We start from the raw sequence: 20,497 nt of genomic DNA, 5'->3' as shown, positions 1-20,497 counted from the left end.
CACCCCGGCGGGCCGCGCGACGCGCGCCGACCAGCCGGCAATGCCGTGCCGCACCTGATCGACGCTCAACTCCCGGGGGGACGCTCAACGATGGTCGACCGCTTGGCCGTGCTGACCGCCATCTACCAGTCCGACCGCGCCGACCGGGCGGGCACCTTCACGGTCAGCCTCGCCACCATGGGCGCCGCCGTGACCTACCTCGTCGGCACGGTCGCCTTCTACGACAAGCTGGACCTCCTGGGCTGGGCCATCGCGCTGCTGCCCTTCCCGCTGGTCTGCATCGCCGCCTTCCACTCGCAACTGGTCGCCCTCGCGGCGGTCCGGGCGCGGTCGATCCTCAGCCTGGAGCGCGCGCTGCTGGCCGCCACCGCCACCGACGACGGCGTCGACCCGGACCACATCGGGGTCACCGCCAGCGAGCGGGCGACCAACGTGCACACCGCCGAGTGGTGGAACCGCGTCGCCATCGTCGTCGCGTACGGGGGAGTCGGCGTCGTCTACGTCGCCTACACGGCGCTCATGCTCGTCAAATCCGCTGCTCACCTGAGCGGGTGGGTCGCCGTGCCGGCGGTCGCGTACGCGGTGCTGCTGGCCCCGCTCGCGCTGGCCTGGAAGCGCGGCACGGCCGGTCTGGACTTCCGCGCCGGCCCCGCAGGGGCCTGAACCGGGGCGGATGGTCTTCGTGCGGGGAGAACGGCCGGGGGACTACAATCATTGCCGTCCGGCAACCAAGTTCTGTGAGGTGGAGGGCCCCGACACGGGCGTCCGTGCATTGTGGTGGAGACCGAGCACGCAGTCCGGCAGGACGTTCCTGCGGACACGGGCTGGCGCGGAGCCCCCTACCCCGGGGTGGTCGTGGCCGGCGAGGCGGTGAGCGCGGTCAACGCCGCCGCCGAACGGCTGTTGCCCGGAGTCGTCCCCGGCAGGCCGCTGCGCGAGGGGTCCGCGTGGCTGGCGGACGCGCACGGGGCGTTCACCGCCGGCGCGCGCGGACCGGTGTCCGGCAGGATCGGGGAACGCAGCTTCGAGGCGCACCCCGCCGCCCACGCCGACGGCTCGGTCACCTGGTGGCTGGTCGACAGCACAGACGTTGACCTGGCGCGCGAGCAGTTGCGCGTCGAGCGGGAGCGCACCGCCCTGCTGAGCAAGGTCTCGTCCGCGCTGCTCACCTCGCTCAACCCGGACCGCTGCCGGCAGCTCACCGCCCAGCTCGCGGCCGATCACCTGGCCGACGCCGCCCTGGTCATCGCGCCCGGCAGCGGCCGGGAGTTCCCGGTCACCCGGTGCACCCGGGGCGGGACCCCGGTGCACGACCGGCTCGCGATCGAGCCCGAGGAGGTCACGGGGCTGGCCGAGGCGTTGCAGGGCTTCCCGCCCGTGCCGTCGCGGTGGATCGACCCCGGTTCCGCGCCCGACTGGCTGGTCACCGAGGAGTTCGGCGAGATCGGCTCCATCGTGATCACCCCGCTGCCCGGCCACGGCGTGCCCGCCGGCGCGCTGGTGCTCCTGCGCCGCAGCCGGCACCAGGCGTACACCGAGGACGAAGAGGTGTTCGCCCGGCTGTTCGCCGCGCGCGCCGGCTCGGCGATGTCCGCCGCCCGGCTGTTCGCCGCCCAGGCGTCCATCACCGAGATCCTGACCCGCGACCTGCTGCCGCCCGTGCTGCGCCGGGTCGACGGCGTCGAGTTCGCCGGCCGCTACCGCGCGGCGTCGGACACCGAGCGGGTCGGCGGCGACTTCTACGACGTCCACCCGGTCGGCGTCGAGGGCGACGACCTGCTGGCCGTGCTCGGCGACGTGTGCGGCAAGGGGCTGGAAGCGGCCGTCATGACCGGCAAGGTGCGGGGCGTGGTGCAGGCGCTGCTGCCCATGTCCGACGACCACTCCCGGGTGCTCTCGCTGCTCAACGACGCGCTGCTGAGCAGGCACTCCACCCGGTTCGTCACGCTCGTGCTGGCGTCGGTGGCCCGCTCCACCGCCGGCGTGCGCCTGCGGCTGACCTCCGGCGGCCACCTGCCGCCGCTGGTCGTGCGGGCCAACGGCGTGGTCGAGGAGGTGCCCACGACCGGGACGCTGATCGGCGTGCTGTCCGACATCACCTCCACCACGGCGGAGGTCGTGCTCGCGCCCGGCGAGACGTGCCTGCTCTACACCGACGGCATCACCGAGGCCGTGGGCGGCCCGCTGGGCGGCGAGATGTTCGGCGAGGAGCGGCTGCGCACCGTGCTGGCCTCGTGCGCGGGGATGCCCGCCGAGGCCGTGGCCGAGCACGTCCACATGGTCGCCGCCGAGTGGATCGGGGACGGGGGCCACGACGACATCGCCCTGCTGGCGGTCACCGCGCCGCGCGGGCAGCACCTGACCGCCGTCGGCGGGCACGGACGAGGGCGGTACACCACGTGACCGTGACGGCAGACCTGGCCCAGCAGACCGCCGACGCGCTGTGGGACGCGGTCGTCGTCGGCGACGACCACGCCGCCGGGCACGTGGTCCGCCGCGCCCTGGACGACGGGCTCGACCCGGAGTCGGTGCTGCTCGACGTCATCGGCGGCGTGCAGCGCAAGGTCGGCGCGGAGTGGGCGGCCGACCGGCTCACCGTCGCCCAGGAGCACGCCGCCACCGCCATCAACGAGCGGGTCATCGCGCAGTTGAGCGCGACGGTCCACTACCCCCGCCCGCACCGGGCCCGGATCGCGGTGGCCTGCGTGGACGGCGAGTGGCACGCGCTGCCGGCCCGGCTGCTCGCGGAGGTGCTGGCGCTGCGCGGCTTCCGCGTCGACTACCTCGGCGCGCAGATCCCGACCCCGCACCTGATCACCCACCTGCACACCACCGGGCCCGAGGCGGTGGCGCTGTCCGGCTCGCTCGCGCCGAGGCTGCCCACCGCGCACGCGACCATCACCGCCTGCCAGGCCGCCGGGACGCCCGTGCTGGTCGGCGGCAGCGCGTTCGGGCCGGGCGGTCGCTACGCCCGGCGGCTCGGCGCGGACCTGTGGGCACCCGACGCCCGGACGGCGGCCGACCTGCTGGCCCGGGGAGCGCCGCTGCGGCGGCAGGACGCCCACCAGCCCATCGACGACCTGCCGCACCTGGCCGACCAGGAGTACACGCTGGTCGCGCGCTCCGGGAGGCGGCTGGTGCGGTCCGTGCACGCGGGCCTGGACCGGGCCGGCCACGGGACCGGGCACACGCCCGAGGACCTCGCGCACATCGTCGACTACCTGTGCACGGCGCTCTACCTGGACGACACCTCGCTGCTGACCGGCTACCTCACGTGGACCGCCGACATCCTGGCCGTGCGCGGCGTGCGGACCGCTTTCCTCGTCCCGGCGCTCGACCTGCTGGCCACCGAACTGCGCGACTTCCCGCGTGCCACCCGCCTGCTCCACGAGGCCCGAGCCGCGATCACCCGGACCACCCCCGACACCGAGCCTGGACCCGACGCATGACCAGAGCGCAGCACCTGACCTGCACCCTCTCCTCCACCGACGCCGACCTGGCCGCCGTGTCGCTGGCCGGGGACCTCGTCTACGACGTGGGCGAGGAACTGCTCACCGTGGTGCGGCGGGTGCTCGCCCTGCACCGCCCGGCCGTGATAGCGGTGGACTGCTCCGCCTTGACCTACTGCGACTCGCACGGCCTGTCGCTGCTCCTGGCCGTCCACCGCACGGTCGCCGCAGCCGGTGCCACGCTCCGCCTGGACGACCGGCCCGCGTTCCTGGACCGGCTGCTGCGCCGCACGAACACCTACCACCACCTCACCACCGACGCCGCGCCCGGCCGCGAGCAGCGCCCCCGGTCCTGACCCCGCCCCGGGCGGACCGGGTCGGGTGCGGAACGGGCGAGGCCGGCCGCGAACCGAAGTCCGCGACCGGCCCCCTCAGTGCCTCACGGCAGGTTGACCCACTTGTGCCGGACGATCTCGTTGTCCATCGACACGTTCGTGCCGTCGAAGTTCAGGGCGCCCAGCACCGCGATCTTGGTCCCCCGGTAGATGCCGCGCCCCGGGGTGTCGCTGTTGAAGTTGCGGTAGACCCAGACGTCGTCGAGGTTGCCCGGGATGCCGTCGTTCCACACCGACGACGCCTGGTTCGCGCACTGACCCCAGTTCGAGGAGTCGTACAGCCAGCGCTTGCACTCGTTCTGGAAGTGGTTGTCCCGGTAGGCGTGGAAGTAGCCGGCCTCCAACACCCTCGCCTCGTCCACCTGGGCGGGTTCGGCGTTCGCCGTGACCGTGCCGGTCAGCGCGAGCACCGCGACCGCCACGCCCACGAAGATGCTGCGGATCTTGCCCATCTCGTTCCCCTCTCGGATGTTTCGTGCGACAGGCCCGCAGGGCCTGCGATCAGGAGCCCGCGGTGATGTCGCGGGCGCGCGGCAGGGCCTCCAGGCGCATCTGCCGCTGATTGTCCACATCGGACCGGAAGCGGTCTTCGAGCGCGATCCGGTGGTGCTCGTCCAGCTCCCGGAGCCGGGCCGCCAGGCCGGAGTCGACGGCGCAGGTCGCCTCCGCCACGGCCAGCGCGGTCTCCACGGCGTCCGGCGGCAGCCCGGCGCGCAGCTCCTGCGGACTGCCGAACGCGTGCCCGGCGGCGGTCATGCACGTCGACCACGGGACGACCGCCTCGGCGAAGCGCGGATCGGCCTTCACTTCGTCGTGCCGCATCAGGACGAGCGCGTCGGTGGTGACGCGGGCCTGGAACCACGCCTGCGCGTCCCCGTACAGCGCCTCTTCGGCCTTGCTGGTGCAACTGCGGTCGCTGCGGGTGTAGACGGTGCCCTCCGGCGAGGTCGCGGTGATCCCCTCGGCGCGTTGCCCGTTGGCGGCGTTGAGGTAGGCGGACTTGCGCGCCGTGGACAGGCCGTCGAAGTACCGCCGGTTGGGCTCGTTCTCCTTCACCGAGGACAACTGCCGCTGGATGTCGCCGCCGTAGCCGTGCGCCCGCGCCCACGCCACGTCGTCGATGACGTACGGGAACTGCCGGTCGTCCGGCACCGGGTGCAGTTGCGCGACCGTGTAGTCGAACCCCGCCCTCTTCATGCAGTCGCGCATCAGGACCTGCTCGGCCGCGTGCAGCGTCTCCAGGTCGGCTTCGGTGACCTCGCCCGACAGCTCGGCGGAACCGCACCCGGCCAGCCACGTCGTGGCCGCCAGCACGATCACGCCGAGCACCCCCCGTGCTCGTCTCATGACCGGAACGCTACGGAGGGCGACTGGGAGAAATCCTGTGCGCGGGTCGACTCGGCCTGCTGCGACCGGCAAGATCGACGGCGGCAACATTGCCGGTGGGGGAGCCGGTCGGGGGATCGGGGGAGCGGTATGGAGGACGACCTGGAGTCGTTCCGCACCGGGCTGCGCGCGAACCGCGTCCGGGCCGGCCTCACCCAGCGCGAGCTGGCCGAGCTGGCCTCGGTCAGCGTGCGCACCGTGCGCGGGATCGAACAGGGCGCGGTGCGCCCGCGCCGCGCCTCGCTGTTGCAGCTCGCCCGGGCGATCGAGCGCCGGGGCGGCCCGGTCGGGATCGGCGTGCTCGGGCCGGTGGTGGTGGACGGCGTCGGCCCGCGACCGGCCAAGGTCCGCGCGCTGCTGGGCCTGCTCGCGTTGCACGCCAACGAGAACGTCGCGTTCGGCGACATCGTGGACGTGCTGTGGGGCGACGCGCCGCCGGCGACGTGGCGAGAGCTGCTGCACGGGTACGCGTCCCGGCTGCGCAAGCTGGTCGGCGACCGGGTCGAGGGCCTGGACGGCGCCGGGTACGCGCTGCGCGTCGAGACCCGCGAACTCGACCTGCTCACCTTCGACGCCCTGGCCGCGCGGCAGCGGTGGGACGAGGCGCTGCACTGCTGGCGCGGGCCGTTGCCCGAGGAGCTGCGGTCGTTGCCCCGGGCGGTCGCCGTCACCGGGCGCAGGCTCGCCGCCACGCTCGCCCGCGCCGACCAGGCGATGGCCTCCGGCGACCCGGAGACCGCCGTGTCGTGGCTGCGGCGGCTCGCCCCCGACGAGCAGTGGCACGAGGGGCTGCACGCGCGGCTGATGCTCGCGCTCACCGCCGCCGGGCAGCAAGGGGAGGCGCTGGCCGTGCACGCCGGCCTCCGACGCAGGCTGCTCGACGACCTCGGCGTCGAGCCCGGCGCGGAACTCGCCCAGGCCCAGTTGCGGGTGCTGCGGCGGGAGGTCGAACCGGTCACCTCGTCGGTGCCGCGCCAACTGCCCGCCGACCCCGCGCTGTTCGTCGGACGTCACGAGCAGCTCGCGGCCCTGGACGCAGGACGCGTGATCGCGGTGTGCGGTGCCGGGGGCATGGGCAAGACGTGGCTCGCCCTGCACTGGGCGCACCGCAACACCGACCGGTTCCCGGACGGCCAGCTCTACTTCGACCTGCGCGGTTTCGACCCCGCCTCGGCCCCCGTCGCCGCCGAGGTGGCGGTGCGGGCCTTCCTGGAGGCACTGGGCGTGGAACACGCCGAGATGCCGTCGGACCCGCAGGCGCAGGCCGCCCTCTACCGCAGCCTGACCGCCGACAAGCGGATGCTCGTCGTGCTCGACAACGTGCGCGACTCGGCCCACGCCGTCCCGCTGCTGCCCGGCGGCGGCTGCACGGCCGTGCTCACCAGCCGCAACCGGCTGCCCGGCCTGGTCGGCGCGCACGGTGCCGTCGTCGTCGGCCTCGACGTGCTGGACGACGCCGAGGCGCGCGCCATCGCCGCGAGCCACCTCGGGGAGGCCAGGCTCGCCGGCGAGCCCGACGCCGCGATCGAGCTGGTGCGGCACTGCGCGGGCCTGCCGCTCGCCCTCGGCATCGTGGCCGCGCGCGTGGCGACCTCGCCCGACCTGCCGCTCGCCGCCCTGGTCGGCGAGCTGCGTGCCGCCCGGCTCGACGCGCTGGACGCGGGCGAGGCCGCCGTCGACCTGCGCAGCGTGCTCGCCACGTCGTACCGGGCACTGCCGGAGCGGGCTGCCCGCACGTTCCGGCTGATGGCCCTCGCACCCGGCCCGGACATCGGCGCCGACGCCGTGTCCTGCCTCGCCGGCAACGTCGACCCGTCCGTGCACCGCGCCAACCCCGGCGAGCACCGAGCCGGCAGCGCGGGCTCGCACGGGTACCGCGCCGGCAGCAACGGCTCACCCGCGTACCTCGCCGGCAGCGCCTGCCCCGTCGCCCGCCTCGACGGCCGCGCCGAGACCGGCGGGCGTCCCGCCGGCGGTGCCGACCCGGGTGAGCGTCCCGCCGACAGCGGGGATGCGCCCGCGCGTCCCGCCGGTGCGGGCGAGCAGGCGGCGGACCTCGCCGGCGTCCGGGCCGACCGGGCCGACCTGGCCGTCCTGTGCGCGGTGAACCTCGTGCAGGAGCACCGGCCCGGCCGGTTCCGGATGCACGACCTGACCAAGCTGCACGCCCTCGAACTCGGGGGCGCGGCGGAACGCGCCCGGGGCACGGCCCTGATCACCGACTTCTACCTGCACAGCGCGCTGGCCGCCGACCGGTGGCTCTACCCGCACCGCCCGCCGCTCACCGCCGGGCCCGCGCCGGCGGGCTGCGTGGCGCACGCCGACGTCGCCTCGGCGATGGCCTGGTACACCGACGAGTACGCGTGCCTGCTCGCCGCGCAGCGCCTGCCCGGACCGTCGAGCTGGCACCTGGCGCGGCTGATCGGCGTGTACCAGTGGCGGGCCGGCAAGCACCACGACACCGTCGACGTGTGGCGGGTCGCGCTGGCCGAGACCGGCCGGCTCGGCGACCCCGCCGCGCAACTGCTCGCGCACCGGTCGTTCGGTGACGCCTGCGCCGGCGTCGGCGACCTCGCCACCGCCACGGAGCACCTGGAACGCGCGGTCGACCTGGCGGCCGGGCAGGGCGAGACGACGGAGGAGGCGCACGCGCACAACTCGTTGGCGTGGCTGCACGACCGCCGGGGCCACCACGAACGCGTGGTGCTGCACGCCACCTGCGCGCTGGCGCTCTACCGCCGGCTCGACCGGCCGCAGTGGCAGGCCGACATGCTCAACTGCATCGGCTGGGCCCACGCGCACCTGGGCAGCTACGAGCTGGGGCGGGCGCACTGCGAGGCCGCGCTCGCGCTGTGCCGCCGACACGACCACGTCGACGGTGCCGCGCACACGCTGAAGAGCCTCGGCTTCCTGGCCCACCGCTCCGGCGACTACGCGGAGGCGGTGCGGTACTGCCACGAGGCCCTGACCCTGTGCCGCCGGCTCAACCACAGCTACATCGAAGCGAGCGTGCTGACCCAGCTCGGCGAGTCCGAGCAGGCCCGGGGACGCGCCCGCGAGGCGGGAGCGGCCTGGCGCGAGGCGCTCGACCTCTACCGCGCCCAACGGCGCACCGCCGCCGCGCGCAAAGTGGAAGGGCTGATGGCCGCCGCAGAACCGACCTGACCGCTGCCGCGCAGTCGGCCTGAACGGGTGCGCGGAGTCTGCCTGACAGGGTGCGCAGAGTCGGCCTGACCGCCCGTCGCCGAACCCGGTTCCGGTGAGGAGCCGCGTCAGAAGCTGAAGTTGCGGATCGCCGCGCCTCCCACCGCTGCCGTCTCGTCGAAGAACCTGACCAGGTCGCGGTAGTTGTGCTCCAGGTACTCGATGTCGTCGGCACCCCAGAGGTGCCGCATGGGGTAGACCTCCTTCTCGCTCAGCTTCGCCGTGTCGTAGTGGCCGGCCAGCACCTCGAACGGCGTGGCGCTCAAGGCTTTCGCGGCTGCGGCGACCATGACGTCGTCCCAGCCGAACATCGTGCACTCCTCGTCGATGGCGTCGCCGTCCTCGTACAGGTCGACCCGCACGTCGGCCGCGTCAAGCAGGAACTGGATGCCGGCCCACGACTTCTCCAGGAAGCAGTACGGGACGTTCTCGTCCTCCACGTACTCCTCCGCCTGCTCCGGGTCTTCGAACGCCCGCGCCAGCTCCTCCGGGGTCACCCGCGTGAACGACAGCGTCATGCCCATGAATCCGCCACCCCGATTGTGTTCCTCTTCGACCGGGCCAGCTTCGCACGCTCGGGCACCGGAAGTGGCGGAACCCGGAGATCGAGCGGGATCCCCTCGTGGACGGGCATTCCCGGTCGCCGGCGGGCGCTTGTGGACTGTGGTGTTGCGACGTGGCCGGTCAGCCTTTCCGCGGCCACTGGTGTCCAGGATGGGCGGCTATCACTTCGGCCAGGGTCGTTGGCCTCGCGCGCGACGCTCAGCGCCTCCCCCGGTGGCAGGTTCTGCGCGCCGGGAAGGCCAGGGACAGCACCGCGACGTCGATGCCCTGGTCGTCCATGTCGGCCAGCTCTCTTCCATGCCGGTGATACCGGAGCAAAGTTGTCAGCGGAATCATCGATGGAAACGGGACGGGAGTATCGATGTTCACTCGGACCTGTAGTTGATCGAGGTTCTTGGTCGTGGAGTGGGAGGAGCGGGCGCTAGCCTCGTGGCCCATGTCTGGTGGGTTGGATCCCCTGCGGGAGCGGGCTTTCCGGGTGCTGTTCTTCGGCAGGCTGGTGTCCGGGCTCGGGTCGGCGGTCGCCCCGGTGGCCTTGGCGTTCGCGGTGCTGGACCTGACCGGGGCGGCCGGTGACCTGGGGGTGGTGCTGGCCGCGAACATCGCGCCGCAACTGGTGTTCCTGGTGGTGGGCGGGGTGGTCGCGGACCGCCTGCCCCGGGGTGCGGTGATGGTGGCGGCCAACGTCGTGTCCGCCGTCGGGCAGGGCGTCACTGCTTCGGTGCTGCTGTGGGGTCGCCCCTCGGTGCCGTTGCTGGCGGCGCTGGCTGCGATCACCGGGATCGCGGCGGCGTTCTTCGGGCCCGCCTCCCAGGGCGTCGTGCCGCAGACCGTGCCCGCGGAGCAGTTGGCGCGGGCGAACGCGCTGCTGCGGATCAGCCTCAACACCGTCCGGGTGCTGGGGCCCGCGCTCGGCGGCGTGGCGGTCGCCGCCGCCGGACCGGCGTGGGCCATCGGGTGGGACGCGCTCACCTTCGTCGCGGCGGCGGTGCTGTTGGGGCTGCTGCGGGTGCCGTTGCCCGCACGGGCGCCGTCGCACTTCCTCGGCGACCTGCGCGACGGCTGGTCCGAGTTCTGGTCGCGCCGCTGGCTGTGGGCGATCGTCCTGCAGTACGCGCTGGTCAACATGGTGTGGGTGGGCGGGTTCCAGCTCCTCGGCCCGGTGATCGCCGATCGCGCGCTCGGCGGCCCGGTCGCGTGGGGGCTGATCACGGCCGGGCTCGCCGCCGGGCTCGTCGCGGGGGCGGTCGTCGTGCTGTGGTGGCGGCCGGGACGACCGCTGCTGGTCGCCTCGGTGGCCACGCTGACGAAGGTCGCGCCGCTGCTCGGGCTCGCCGCGCACGCCCCGACGCCCGTGCTGGTGGCCTGCGCGGCGGTCGCCGGGGTCGGCGTCGAGATCTTTTCCGTCTCGTTCACCACGGCGATGCAGCACCGGGTCCCCACCACGCGGTTGAGCCGGGTCTCGTCGTACGACCTGCTGTTCGGCCTGGCGTTCATGCCCCTCGGCTACCTGGTCGCCGGACCGGTCTCCGACGCGCTCGGGGTCACCACGACGTTGCTCGCGGGGGTGGTGCTGGTGGCCGGGTCCACGGCGGTGGTCCTGTGCCTGGCCGAGGTGCGGTCGATGCGCTCGGAGGAGCCGGGCGGACTACGTCGTGGGCAGCGGGTCGCCGGTGGGGGCGGGTGATCCGGTCGTGGTGGGCGGCGGGTCCTCGGCCGTCACCGGTGGAGGTTGCTCGGCGGTGGTGAGCGCGGGCGGAGGCGCTTCCTCGGTGGCGGGTGGGGGTTGTTCGGTGGGCGGAGGTTGATCGGCGGGTGGTGTGTCGGTGGTGGGCGGTGGAGCGTAGACGGTGGGCGGTGCGGCGCTGGTGGGAACCGGGGTTGCGGTGCCGCCCAAGGGCTGTGCCGCTGCGGCCGTCACGGCTGCGGGGGTCGTCTGGGGTTGTGGTGTGCGCGGGCGTTCGAGGGCGGGGGATCCGGACGACGTGGGGGCGGTCGGGGACGACTCGGTGGTGGTGAGGCCCGCGTCCGGCACGTTCGGGTCGGGCTTCGCCTTGCGGTCGGGCGGCGGGGTGTCGGGCTGCTCCTCGGACACGGAGACCTCTTGCGCGGCGGTGTCCGGCAGCGCTGCTTCGAGCGCGGCGGCGGTGTCGGCCTGCGGTGTGGCGGCGTCGGGAGGCGCTGCGGCGGAACCGGTCGGGTGCAGCTCCTCCATCGTCACCGTGCTCGCCGCGCTCAGCGCGACCACCGCCAGGGCCGCCGCTCCGACCAGCACGCGCGGGCGGAGCAGCCGTCGCCGTCCGGCCGGGTCCGGGAGCACCAGCGGGATGTCGGCCACCGCCGGGCGTCGAGGGGCCTCCGGCGGCTGCTCCTCGGCGGTCGCCGGGGGAGTGGTCGGCACGGCGGGAGCGGTCGGTGTTGCGGCTCGCGCCGCGCCTCGGGCGACCACGGTCTTCGGGTCGCTGTCCACGGCGACCCCGCGCCCGAACTGCTGCGACAGCAGCCGGCCGACCAGCGGTATCCGGGACGACCCGCCGACCAGCAGCACGCGGTCCACCTCGGGTTCCGCGAGGCCCGCCGACCGCACGGCCGCCCGCAGCAGGGCCACGGTCTCGTCCAGGGCGGGCCGGACCATCGCCTCGAACTCGCCGCGCACCAGGCGGGCCTGGGCGTGCCCACCGGGCAGCAGGACGGGGATGGTGACCTCGGTGTCCCCGGACAGCGCCTCCTTGGCCTCGGTGCACTCGCGGCGCAGCCGGGTCACCGCCGACATCGCCACCGGGTCATCCGGGGCCGTCGCGTCGAACTCGCCCGCGAACGCGGTCCGCAGGTGGTCGAACACGGCCTGGTCGAAGTCGACGCCACCGAGCCGGTCCGCGCCGGCGGGGTCGCCGAGCAGGGCGAACCGCGCGTCGTCCACCTTGCGCAGCACGGCCGCGTCGAAGGTGCCGCCGCCCAGGTCGTAGACGGCGATGGTGGTACCGGCCTCGACGCGTTCGCCGGCGCTGTAGTCGAACGCCGCCGCCTCGGGTTCGGTGAGCAGCGCCGCTTCGCCGAGCCCCACCTCGGCCAACGCCGTGAGCAGCAGCCCCTTCTTGTGCTCGCCCCACGCGGCCGGGTGCGTGACGGCGAGGTGCTCGGGGGTGCCGCCCTCGCGCTCCACCGCCCGGTCCACCACCCACCGGACCAGACGGGCGGCCAGTCCGTGCGCGGTGTGCTGCCCGCCGGACAGCAGCAACGGCGTGCGGTCGCCGATGCGGCGCTTGAACTCCCGCGCCACGCCACCGGGGCACGCGAGGGCGCGGCGTTCGGCGGCCTCGCCGACCAGGACGGTCGCGTCGGGACCGAAGAACAGCACGGAGGGCACGGCGGCCGTCCGCGTGCCGAGGGGCAGCACCTCCGCCGGGCCCCACCCGCCCGCGTCGCGGCGGCACACCGCAGCGGCGGTGAAGGTCGTTCCCAGGTCGACACCCATGACGTAGGACATCTGCTCGCTCCTCCACCCGTCAGGTGACGCACGGTCATCCGAGCCGCCGGTGGCGCCAGGCGATCGGACCGGCGGGGCACGTCGTCCACCCGGCTCATCGGTGTGCCGAACCGTCGCATTAGCCGGACCGATCCCCTAATCGGTCCGCAGCCAAGAACCCCTAACGGGGGAAGCGTGAACCCCCAATCGGCCTAGCGGAGGTCTGGGTGGTTGTCCCGATGGCACGGCGGCGGCCGATACCTAGCGTCATCGGCAACTCCTCGAAGAAAGGCACCTCCGATGGCCACCAACGTCAGCCTGCTCCAGTTCATCCTGAACCTGCTCGGCGACGGCGACGCCCGTGCGGCGTTCACCGCGAACCCGCGCGAAGTCCTCCAGGACAACGGTTTCGAAGTCCTGTGCGCCGACGACGTCCGCGACGCCAGGCCGCTCATCGTGGACAGCGTGCAGACCGCGCAGCAGAACTCGTTCGACCGCGAGCTCAACGGTGGCGGCAACAGCACCCACGTGCACCACACCCCGCCGCCCCCGCCCCCGCCGAGCGGCGGTCCCTCGGGGCACGGCGACCACGGCGGCCCCCAGCACGGTCCGCAGCACGGCCACGACGGCATGGACGGCGCGATCCGCGAGATCCACTACATCACGCAGAGCTACTCGTGGAGCGACAGCCACAACACCGTCCTGGACAACTCGGTGAACCAGAACATCTGGGCGCACGGCGACGTGGTCCAGTGGTTCGACAACGACCCGGTCGTCGCCTCCGGCGAAGGCGCTGTCGCGGCGGGCGACGACATCGACGGCACCGTGGTCACCGGCCACCACAACGTGGCGGGCGACGACAACGAGGTGAACAACGTCGGCGAGGCCAACGCGAGCCTCGGGGGCGCGGTCTCGATCGGCGAGGGCGAGGCGACCGGCGAGTACGAGGCCAACGACTACTCGACCGACGTGGACGCCGACGGCAGCGGCAACGTCGCCGTCGCCGCGAACGGCAGCCAGACCGTCCAGAACGACTCGCACGACTGGGAGAGCAACGACTCGCACGACATCGACAACAGCGTGGAGGTCGAGGACTCCTACAACCACGAGATCGAGGACTCCTTCAACACCGCGACCGCCACCAGCACGAACACGGCGACCAACACCACCACGACCACCAACACCGACAACAGCGTCGACGTCGACGACTCGTTCAACCAGGAGACGGAGGTCGAGGACTCGTTCAACGACGACCACAGCGTGGACGACTCCCTCAACGACGACCACAGCGTCGACCTGGACGACTCGTTCAACGACGTGCACAACGACATCGCGTCGCACAACGACCTCGACGTCGAGGTCGACGTGGACGACAGCATCGTCGTCGGCTGACACGCCTGAAGTGGACGGCCGCGCCACCTCCGGGGTGGCGCGGCCCCGCGTCGGAAGGAGCCGTGGTGAGCGGACGGACACCGATCGAGGTCGTGGACCTCGCCCTGCGGGCCGTGCGGGTGCGCGACCGGGAGGACCTGGCGGTGCGGTTGGCGCAGACCCGCCGCCGGCTGCTGGACCCCGAGGTGCGCGTGCTGGTCGTCGGGGAGTTCAAGCAGGGCAAGAGCCAATTGGTCAACGCCCTGGTCAACGCGCCGGTGTGCCCGGTGGACGACGACGTCGCCACGGCCGTGCCCACCGCCGTGCGCCACGCGGCCACCCCGCACGCGGTCCTGGTCGACGCCGCCGGCACCCGCACCGGGGTTCCGGTGGGTGCGCTCGCCGAGCACGTCTCGGAGGCGGGCAACCCCGGCAACCGGCGCGGGCTGCGGTTCGCGGAGGTCGGCCTGCCCCGGTCGCTCCTGGCCGGCGGGCTGTGCCTGGTCGACACGCCCGGCGTGGGCGGACCCGGCTCCGCGCACGGGGCCGACGCGCTGACCGCGCTGCCCTCCGCCGACGCCGTGGTCGTGGTGTCCGACGCGGCGCAGGAGTACACCGCGACCGAGCTGGACTTCCTGCGGCAGGCCGCACTGGTGTGCCCGACCGTCGTGTGCGTGCTGACCAAGATCGACCTGTACCCGGACTGGCGGCGCGTCGCCGAGCGGGACCGCGCCCACCTGGCCGCCGCCGACCTGCCCGCCGACCTGCTGCCGGTGTCGTCGGTGCTGCGCCTGCACGCGGTGCGGACCGGTGACCGGGCGCTCGACCGCGAGTCCGGCTTCCCGGCGCTGCTGCCGCTGGTGCGCGAGCGGATCGCCGGCCGGGCCTCGGACCTGGCCGCCGCGTCGGTCGCGCACGACGTCCGCGCGGTGGCGCACCAGCTCGCCACCGCCGTGGAGGCCGAGCTGTCCGCCCACCGCGACCCCAGGCGGGCGGCTGCCCTGGTGGTCGGGCTGCGCGAGGCCCGGGAGCGGGCGGACGCGCTGCGCGAGCGCTCCGCGCGGTGGCAGCAGACCCTCAACGACGGCGTCGCGGACCTGATCTCCGACGTCGAGTTCGACCTGCGCGACCGGATGCGGCGGATCACCCGCGAGGCGGAGGCGGAGCTGGACGGCGTCGACCCGGCGCTGGTCGAGGAGCAGTTCACCGGCTGGGTGCGGCAGCGGGTCTCCGCCGAGTCGGCGGCCAACTTCGCGTGGACCCACCAGCGCGCCCGCTGGCTGTCCGGGCAGGTCGCCGACCACTTCGCCCACGACGGCGGCGACGTGCTGCCCGACCTGCGCGGGCACGACCCGTCCGCGCCGCTGGCCCACGCGGTCGCCCTGGAGTTCCCCGTGCCGGAGGGGTTCGGGTTCGGCCGGCGGCTGGTCACCGGCATCCGGGGCGGCTACGGCGGCACGCTCATGGTCGGGATGCTGGGCACCGTCGGCGGGCTCGCCCTGGTCAACCCGCTGTCGCTGGCGGCGGGTGTGCTGCTGGGCCGCAAGGTGGTCCGGGACGAGCGCAGGCGGATGCTGGAACGCCGGCGCACCGACGCCAAGGCCGCCGTGCGGCGGTTCCTCGACGACGTCGTCTTCCAGCTCGGCAAGGACTCCCGCGACATGCTCCGCGAACTGCAACGGGACCTGCGCGACCACTTCACCGGCCGGGCGGCGGAGCTGTCCCGCTCGCTGGGCGAGTCGATCAAGTCGGCGCAGCGCTCGGTCGACGCGGACGCCGACGAGCGCACCGCGCGGGGTGCCGAACTCCGGGCCGAGCTGGACGGGGTGGCCGGGCTGGTCGCGGCGGCCGACGCCCTGGCCGGCCCGGTGGGGGCGCTGCGGTGACCGGCCGGCTGGTCGACGAGGTGCGGTCGCTGCTGCGCGCGGCGGTCGACGCCCACCGGGACGACCCGGACACCGCCGAGCTGCTGCGCCGCCGACTGGACCGGATGGACGGGCCGCTGCGCGTCGCCCTCGCGGGCAAGGCCGAGGCCGGCAAGTCCACGCTGCTCGACGCGCTGGCGGGCGAGGAGGTCACGCCCACCGGCACCCGCGTGGTGACCCACCGGCACGGTCCCACGCCCGGGGTGGCCGGCTCGCCCGCCGTCGACCGGCCGGCCCGGGACCTGCCCGACGTGACGCTGACCGACACGCCCGACGTCTCCGCCACCCGCATCCCGGCCGCCGAGGACGAGGCCGACGCCGTGCTCTACCTGATGCGCCACCTGCACAGCGCCGACCTGCGGCTGCTGGCGTCCTTCCACGACCGGGGCGTGGCGCGGGCGACCCCCGTGCACACCGTCGCGGTGCTGTCGCGCGCCGACGAGGTCGGTGCCGGGCGGATCGACGCGCTGATGTCCGCGCGGCGCGTCGCCCGCCGCCACCGCGCCGACCCGAGGCTGCGCGGGCTGTGCCAGACCGTCGTCCCGGTCGCGGGCCTGATCGCCCGGACCGCCCGCACCCTGCGGCACGACGAGTACACCGCGCTCGCCGCGCTGGCCGCCGCGCCGCGCGCCGAGGCCGAGTCGGCGATGCTGTCCGTGGACCGCTTCACCCGCGCCGGTCCCGACCACGCCGGGCTGCTGGCGCGGTTCGGGCTGTTCGGCGTCCGCCTGTCCCTGGGCCTGATCCGGCAGGGCTTCGCCGACCCGGTCCGGCTCGCCGCCGAGCTGCGGCGGCGCAGCGGCCTGGACGAGCTGCGCGGGACGCTGTCGGTGCTGTTCGGTGAACGCCGGGACCTGCTCAAGGCGCGGTCGGCGCTGCTGGCGGTGGACGCGGTCCTGCGCGACCAGGCCGCACCGCACACCGTGCCGCTGCTGACCGAGGTGGAACGCGTGCTGGCCGACGCGCACGAGTTCGCCGAGCTGCGCACGATCGGCGTGCTGCGCTCCGGTGCCGTGGCGTTCCCGGCGGGCGCGGGGGAGGAGGCGGAGCGGCTGCTCGGCGGCGCGGGTGCCGGGGTGTGGACGCGCCTGGCCGTCCCCGCCGACACCGCCCGCCGGGACCAGCGTGCGGCGGCGTGGGCGGCGCTGGGGCGCTGGCAGCGTTGGGCCGAGAACCCGTTGTCCAGCAGGGATTTCGTGGACGTGGCCCGGGTCGTCGTGCGCAGTTGCGAGGGCCTGGTGGACCAGTTGGACGACTAGCCGGACCGGAGGCCGCCGCGCCACAGCCCGCTGCGCGCCGGCACCGGGTCGTGGTCAGGTGTCGTGGGGTTGGGCGGGTGCCAGGCGGGTGCGGAGTTGGGCGACCAGGTCGGCGCGGTTGCCCGCGCCCAGGCGGCGGCGGATGCGGGCCACGTGGTGTTCCACGGTCTTGGCCGAGATGAACAGCCGTTCGCCGATCTGCTTGTGGGTCAGGCCCGCCACCACGAGTTCGGCCACCTCCAGTTCGCGGTCGCTCAGGGGCGGGCCGGGGCGGGGGTCGGCGGGCGCGTCGGGGATCGGGTCGCGCAGGGAACGGGCGCAGGTCAGCAGGGCGGTCATCGAGCGGCGGTCCGGCGTGCGGATCGCGGCCTGCCCGGCGAGCCGGGCGGCGTCCCAGGCCAGGCCGTTGTCGCGCAGCGCCGTCGACGCGTGCCGGACCGCCCGCACGTCGACCGTGCCGCCCAGCACGTGCAGCCAGCAGCGGACCGCCTCGGCCAGCGCAGCCGCCGGCGGGCCGGTGTGCGCCATGCCGCCGACGACCGAGGCGTGGTGCAGCGCCTTCGCCGGGCAGTCCGCCGCGATCGCCGCGTGCACGGCGTACCAGTGCAGCGGCGCGGCCCACAACGGCGGAGAGCCCAGGCGTTCCAGCAGGGACTCCGCCTCGGCCATGTGCGGTGCCAGCCACTCGCCCTTGCCCAGCCGCGCGGCGGCCACCGCGATCTCCCCGACCGGCTGGAGCGCGTAGAGGTCGACCGGGTACCTCATGACCGCGTCCCGCGCCCGGGGCCACGCGTTCTCCAGGTCCGCGTGCTCGCCGCGCCGGCGGGCGATCCCGATCCCGACCGCTGCGGCGAACAGTTCGTCGCGCGGGTCCGCGACCCGCCGACCCCCGGTGGCCTCGCGCAACACCTCCGACGCGCGGGTCAGCTCGCCGGCGAGCACCGCCACCCACGCCCGCAGCAGCCGGTGGCGGACCAGCTCGGCGCAATCCTGGCCGTGGCCGGTGGTGGCGCGGTCGAGCACGGTCGTCGCCACGTCCGGTTCCCCCAGGTGCACGGCGACCAGGGCGGCCAGTGCCGCCGGGGTGTCCGGCAGCAGGCCGCCGTGCCCGGCCGGCTCCACCAGTCCCTCCGCGCGCAGCAGGTGCGACAGCGCCGCCACCGGCGAGCCGACCACGGATTCGAGCACGCCCTGCGCGGTCAGCGACCGGATGGTGCCGGTGATCGTCGGCAGCGGGTCCTCGGCCTCGGCGACCACGCGCGCCGCCTCCTCCAGCCGGCCCACCCCGAGCAGCGGCGGCACGGCGCTGGCCGACGGGTGCGCCCACTGGTAGAGCGACGCGCTCTCGGCGAGCATCCCCTTGTGGGCCAACGCTGTCGCGGCGACGGTCGCGGCCCGTGCCCGCGCGGTCCCGTCCGGACCGGAGAGCGCCTCCTCCGCCAGCCGCAGCGCCGAGTCCAGGTCGCCGGACAGCGCCGCCGCCTCCGCGCGGCGCGCGCCCAGCCGTGCGGGCGGAGCCCCGGCGCTCACGGCGGCGGCGTAGTACTCGCCCGCCCCTCTCGGATCGTGGGGCAGCAGCTCGTCGGCGGCGGCCTCCAGCACGTCCGCCGCCCGCGCGCCCCGAATCCCGGAGTCGACCAGGAGCGGCGCGGTGGCCACGGGCGAGCCGCCCCGGTCGAGCAGCGCTCGGGCGACCCGGGAGCGCAGGTCCCGCAGGCGCACCTCCGGCACCTGGCGCAGGATCGCCTCGCCGACCAGCCCCACGACCGTCCCGGCCGCCGTGAGCAGGCCCGTCGACCAGGTCTCCTCGGTGGCCGACTCGACCTCCGCGCAGTCCCGGCGCAGCACCGGGGCCAGCGCGTCGACCTCGACCGGGCAGCCCAGCGCGGCGGCGAGGAGCACCTCCCGCACCGCCAGTGAGGCCCGGTCGAACTCGTGCACGGCCCGGTCGGCGGTGTGCGGCGGCACCGGCAGACCCGCCACCACGGCCCGCGCCACCGGCCCGACCAGCGCCGGCATCCCGCCGGTCTGCGCCCACACTCGGTCCACCAGGTCGGCCGGTGGCTCGGCGTCCAGCAGCGCGGCGACCCGGCGGGCCACGGCGGCGCGGTCGAGCGGTGCCAGCCGGATGGGCGGCTGCGTCCACGGCAGCGACCGCGCGGTGCCGGGCCACGGGCGGTGCGCCACCACCAGCCGCGCGCCGCCGTCGTCGGCCAGCCGCACCAGCCGCTCCCACTCGTGCTCGGGCAGCTCGTGCGCGTCGTCCACCAGCACGACCCGGCCGCCGGTCGGGCCGGCTCCGCCGAACAGCGCGGACAGCGCCGACAGCAGGGCCGTCTTGCCGAAGCCGCCCGGCCCCGACACCGCCACGACGCGGTCGGCGCGCGGGTCCGCCGCCACCTCCGCGCACAGCCGCTCGGCGGCGGAGCAACCCGCGTACCCGTCCCGGGCGTGGTCCGGAAGCGAGGTCGTGCCGGCTGTGGCCATCGTCGTCCCCAACCCGGTGAGCAGGGTCAAGCGGGCAATGACCGTATCGGCGGGCCGGGTCCGGGCGTTAATGGGAACGCGAAAAAACACGTCCCGTCACGGATCATTCACAGCGCGGTCCGACGAACAGCTCACCTGCTCGTTCGAGAATGGGCGAACCTCATCGTGCGCGAGGCCCTGCGGACCGCGCGCACGGCCCGGAACTGGTGCTTCACCGGTCCCGGGCCGTGCGCCGGAATCCGTCCGACGGTGTCGGGGCCATCCGTCGGACGGGTTTCTCAGCAGGGTTCGACCGTGAATTCGTGCCTGGCCTGGATCGAACCCTGGCTGGATTCCGCCCGGATGTAGCTGCGCTGGGCGGGGTTGGAGTTGCCAACGTCCACCCGCAGTTCCGCGTTGATGTTGAGGTTGCGGTCCCCGCCGCACGGGGAGTAGACGATCTCGTCCGGGTCGGGCCGGTAGGCCGACCGCCACCGGTCGCTCATCGGGCCCCGGTACGGGAAGTCCACCGAGGTGGTGACCGGCGAGCCCTGGAAGTAGAAGCTGACGCGGTGCAGGGCGGTCGCGCCCGCTTCCAGGTGGGCGTAGCCGGAGTAGGTCGTCCGGGCGAGGCCGTAGGTGTACCCCGGCGGCAGGTCGACCCGGACCGAGAGCTGGCAGTTCCGCCGGGCGTCGGCCGGGTCGGCCCCGGCCCCCGCCCGTGCGACGAAGGCGTCGTAGGTGACGCTGAAGGTCCCACCTCGGACGGAGGCGTCGGCGGTCCCGGCCGGACAACCGGAGCCGTTCACCGCCACCACCTCCACCCGGCCCGGGGGCTCGGGCACGTCGGGGTCCTCCGCGCCGTCGGCGGGAACCACCGTTGACAGGACCAAGAGCGTTGCCGCTGCCGTGGTCAACATGACGAACCTCTCTGGACGAGTGCGCGGCGGCGGCAGCACCAGACGGTAGTGGCAGCGCCCGCGACGGGACTCCACCGGACGGCCGATCGTGC

At 74.6% G+C, this 20,497-nt stretch carries 15 protein-coding genes; 9 read left to right on the top strand and 6 right to left on the bottom strand.

From position 1 onward, the window contains the following. Window positions 1–90: 90 nt before the first annotated feature. The 4 genes from AB0I60_RS14730 to AB0I60_RS14715 all read left to right on the top strand — a co-directional run bounded on the left by AB0I60_RS14730 (window position 91) and on the right by AB0I60_RS14715 (window position 3,805). Window positions 91–663, top strand: coding sequence for a hypothetical protein (locus tag AB0I60_RS14730; protein ID WP_360729634.1), 573 nt, complete (start codon window positions 91–93; stop codon window positions 661–663). A 192-nt stretch (window positions 664–855) separates the two neighbouring features. Then, complete coding sequence (locus AB0I60_RS14725) at window positions 856–2,403, top strand: GAF domain-containing SpoIIE family protein phosphatase (protein WP_360729632.1); 1,548 nt, start codon at window positions 856–858, stop codon at window positions 2,401–2,403. Next, the gene (locus AB0I60_RS14720; RefSeq protein ID WP_360729629.1) at window positions 2,400–3,449 is read left to right on the top strand and encodes a B12-binding domain-containing protein; all 1,050 of its coding nucleotides are present in this window, start codon (window positions 2,400–2,402) and stop codon (window positions 3,447–3,449) included. The genes AB0I60_RS14725 and AB0I60_RS14720 overlap by 4 nt, the downstream gene beginning before the upstream one ends. Further along, window positions 3,446–3,805: an STAS domain-containing protein gene (locus tag AB0I60_RS14715; RefSeq protein ID WP_360729626.1), complete on the top strand. Its 360-nt coding sequence runs from the start codon at window positions 3,446–3,448 to the stop codon at window positions 3,803–3,805. The genes AB0I60_RS14720 and AB0I60_RS14715 overlap by 4 nt, the downstream gene beginning before the upstream one ends. Window positions 3,806–3,888: 83 nt before the next feature. Here the strand turns inward: AB0I60_RS14715 and AB0I60_RS14710 are convergent, their stop codons facing one another. After that, a complete protein-coding gene (locus AB0I60_RS14710; RefSeq protein ID WP_360729625.1) occupies window positions 3,889–4,296 on the bottom strand; it encodes a hypothetical protein in 408 nt (135 codons plus the stop codon). A gap of 49 nt (window positions 4,297–4,345) precedes the next feature. After that, window positions 4,346–5,191, bottom strand: a complete 846-nt coding sequence (locus tag AB0I60_RS14705) for a hypothetical protein (RefSeq protein WP_360729622.1) — start codon at window positions 5,189–5,191, stop codon at window positions 4,346–4,348. Between the two features lie 129 nt (window positions 5,192–5,320). Here AB0I60_RS14705 and AB0I60_RS14700 point away from each other — a divergent pair, with 129 nt between their 5' ends. Further along, window positions 5,321–8,395 carry a BTAD domain-containing putative transcriptional regulator gene (locus AB0I60_RS14700; protein ID WP_360729619.1) on the top strand — a complete coding sequence of 1,025 codons (3,075 nt, stop codon included), beginning with the start codon at window positions 5,321–5,323 and terminating at the stop codon, window positions 8,393–8,395. 107 nt (window positions 8,396–8,502) lie between these two features. On the opposite strand, the gene AB0I60_RS14695 is transcribed toward AB0I60_RS14700, so the two are convergent. Further along, a complete protein-coding gene (locus AB0I60_RS14695; protein ID WP_360729617.1) occupies window positions 8,503–8,958 on the bottom strand; it encodes a DUF1877 family protein in 456 nt (151 codons plus the stop codon). A 476-nt stretch (window positions 8,959–9,434) separates the two neighbouring features. Between AB0I60_RS14695 and AB0I60_RS14690 the strand changes: the two genes are divergently transcribed. Beyond that, complete coding sequence (locus AB0I60_RS14690) at window positions 9,435–10,685, top strand: MFS transporter (protein WP_360729614.1); 1,251 nt, start codon at window positions 9,435–9,437, stop codon at window positions 10,683–10,685. On the opposite strand, the gene AB0I60_RS14685 is transcribed toward AB0I60_RS14690, so the two are convergent. Continuing rightward, window positions 10,647–12,485 (bottom strand): Hsp70 family protein, encoded by a 1,839-nt coding sequence (locus tag AB0I60_RS14685; RefSeq protein WP_360729611.1) that lies wholly within the window; start codon window positions 12,483–12,485, stop codon window positions 10,647–10,649. The two genes, AB0I60_RS14690 and AB0I60_RS14685, sit on opposite strands and share 39 nt — an antisense overlap. A 279-nt stretch (window positions 12,486–12,764) precedes the next feature. Between AB0I60_RS14685 and AB0I60_RS14680 the strand changes: the two genes are divergently transcribed. The 3 genes from AB0I60_RS14680 to AB0I60_RS14670 all read left to right on the top strand — a co-directional run bounded on the left by AB0I60_RS14680 (window position 12,765) and on the right by AB0I60_RS14670 (window position 17,019). Continuing rightward, on the top strand, window positions 12,765–13,856 hold the full coding sequence (locus tag AB0I60_RS14680) for an IniB N-terminal domain-containing protein (RefSeq protein WP_360729608.1): 1,092 nt from the start codon (window positions 12,765–12,767) through the stop codon (window positions 13,854–13,856). Window positions 13,857–13,921: 65 nt separating this feature from the next. Continuing rightward, window positions 13,922–15,721 carry a dynamin family protein gene (locus tag AB0I60_RS14675; protein WP_360729606.1) on the top strand — a complete coding sequence of 600 codons (1,800 nt, stop codon included), beginning with the start codon at window positions 13,922–13,924 and terminating at the stop codon, window positions 15,719–15,721. Continuing rightward, on the top strand, window positions 15,718–17,019 hold the full coding sequence (locus AB0I60_RS14670; RefSeq protein WP_360729604.1) for a GTP-binding protein: 1,302 nt from the start codon (window positions 15,718–15,720) through the stop codon (window positions 17,017–17,019). Before AB0I60_RS14675 ends, AB0I60_RS14670 begins: the two co-directional genes overlap by 4 nt. A gap of 54 nt (window positions 17,020–17,073) precedes the next feature. Here the strand turns inward: AB0I60_RS14670 and AB0I60_RS14665 are convergent, their stop codons facing one another. Continuing rightward, window positions 17,074–19,536, bottom strand: coding sequence for a helix-turn-helix transcriptional regulator (locus AB0I60_RS14665; RefSeq protein WP_360729601.1), 2,463 nt, complete (start codon window positions 19,534–19,536; stop codon window positions 17,074–17,076). Between the two features lie 248 nt (window positions 19,537–19,784). Continuing rightward, window positions 19,785–20,330, bottom strand: coding sequence for a DUF4360 domain-containing protein (locus AB0I60_RS14660; protein ID WP_360729599.1), 546 nt, complete (start codon window positions 20,328–20,330; stop codon window positions 19,785–19,787). Window positions 20,331–20,497: the final 167 nt, after the last annotated feature.

Origin of the sequence: Actinosynnema sp. NPDC050436, from assembly GCF_040655415.1 — a bacterium.
Lineage (GTDB): Bacteria > Actinomycetota > Actinomycetes > Mycobacteriales > Pseudonocardiaceae > Actinosynnema.
The sequence above is the reverse complement of the archived record's forward strand: the minus strand, read 5'-3'. Positions and strand labels throughout refer to the sequence as shown.

Bases quoted from the DNA above. Each gene is read 5' to 3' on its own strand.
- AB0I60_RS14730 (WP_360729634.1), top strand. From the start codon at position 91: ATGGTCGACCGCTTGGCCGTGCTGACCGCCATCTACCAGTCCGACCGC.
- AB0I60_RS14715 (WP_360729626.1), top strand. From the start codon at position 3,446: ATGACCAGAGCGCAGCACCTGACCTGCACCCTCTCCTCCACCGACGCC.
- AB0I60_RS14710 (WP_360729625.1), bottom strand. From the start codon at position 4,296: ATGGGCAAGATCCGCAGCATCTTCGTGGGCGTGGCGGTCGCGGTGCTC.
- AB0I60_RS14705 (WP_360729622.1), bottom strand. From the start codon at position 5,191: ATGAGACGAGCACGGGGGGTGCTCGGCGTGATCGTGCTGGCGGCCACG.
- AB0I60_RS14700 (WP_360729619.1), top strand. From the start codon at position 5,321: ATGGAGGACGACCTGGAGTCGTTCCGCACCGGGCTGCGCGCGAACCGC.
- AB0I60_RS14695 (WP_360729617.1), bottom strand. From the start codon at position 8,958: ATGGGCATGACGCTGTCGTTCACGCGGGTGACCCCGGAGGAGCTGGCG.
- AB0I60_RS14690 (WP_360729614.1), top strand. From the start codon at position 9,435: ATGTCTGGTGGGTTGGATCCCCTGCGGGAGCGGGCTTTCCGGGTGCTG.
- AB0I60_RS14685 (WP_360729611.1), bottom strand. From the start codon at position 12,485: ATGTCCTACGTCATGGGTGTCGACCTGGGAACGACCTTCACCGCCGCT.
- AB0I60_RS14680 (WP_360729608.1), top strand. From the start codon at position 12,765: ATGGCCACCAACGTCAGCCTGCTCCAGTTCATCCTGAACCTGCTCGGC.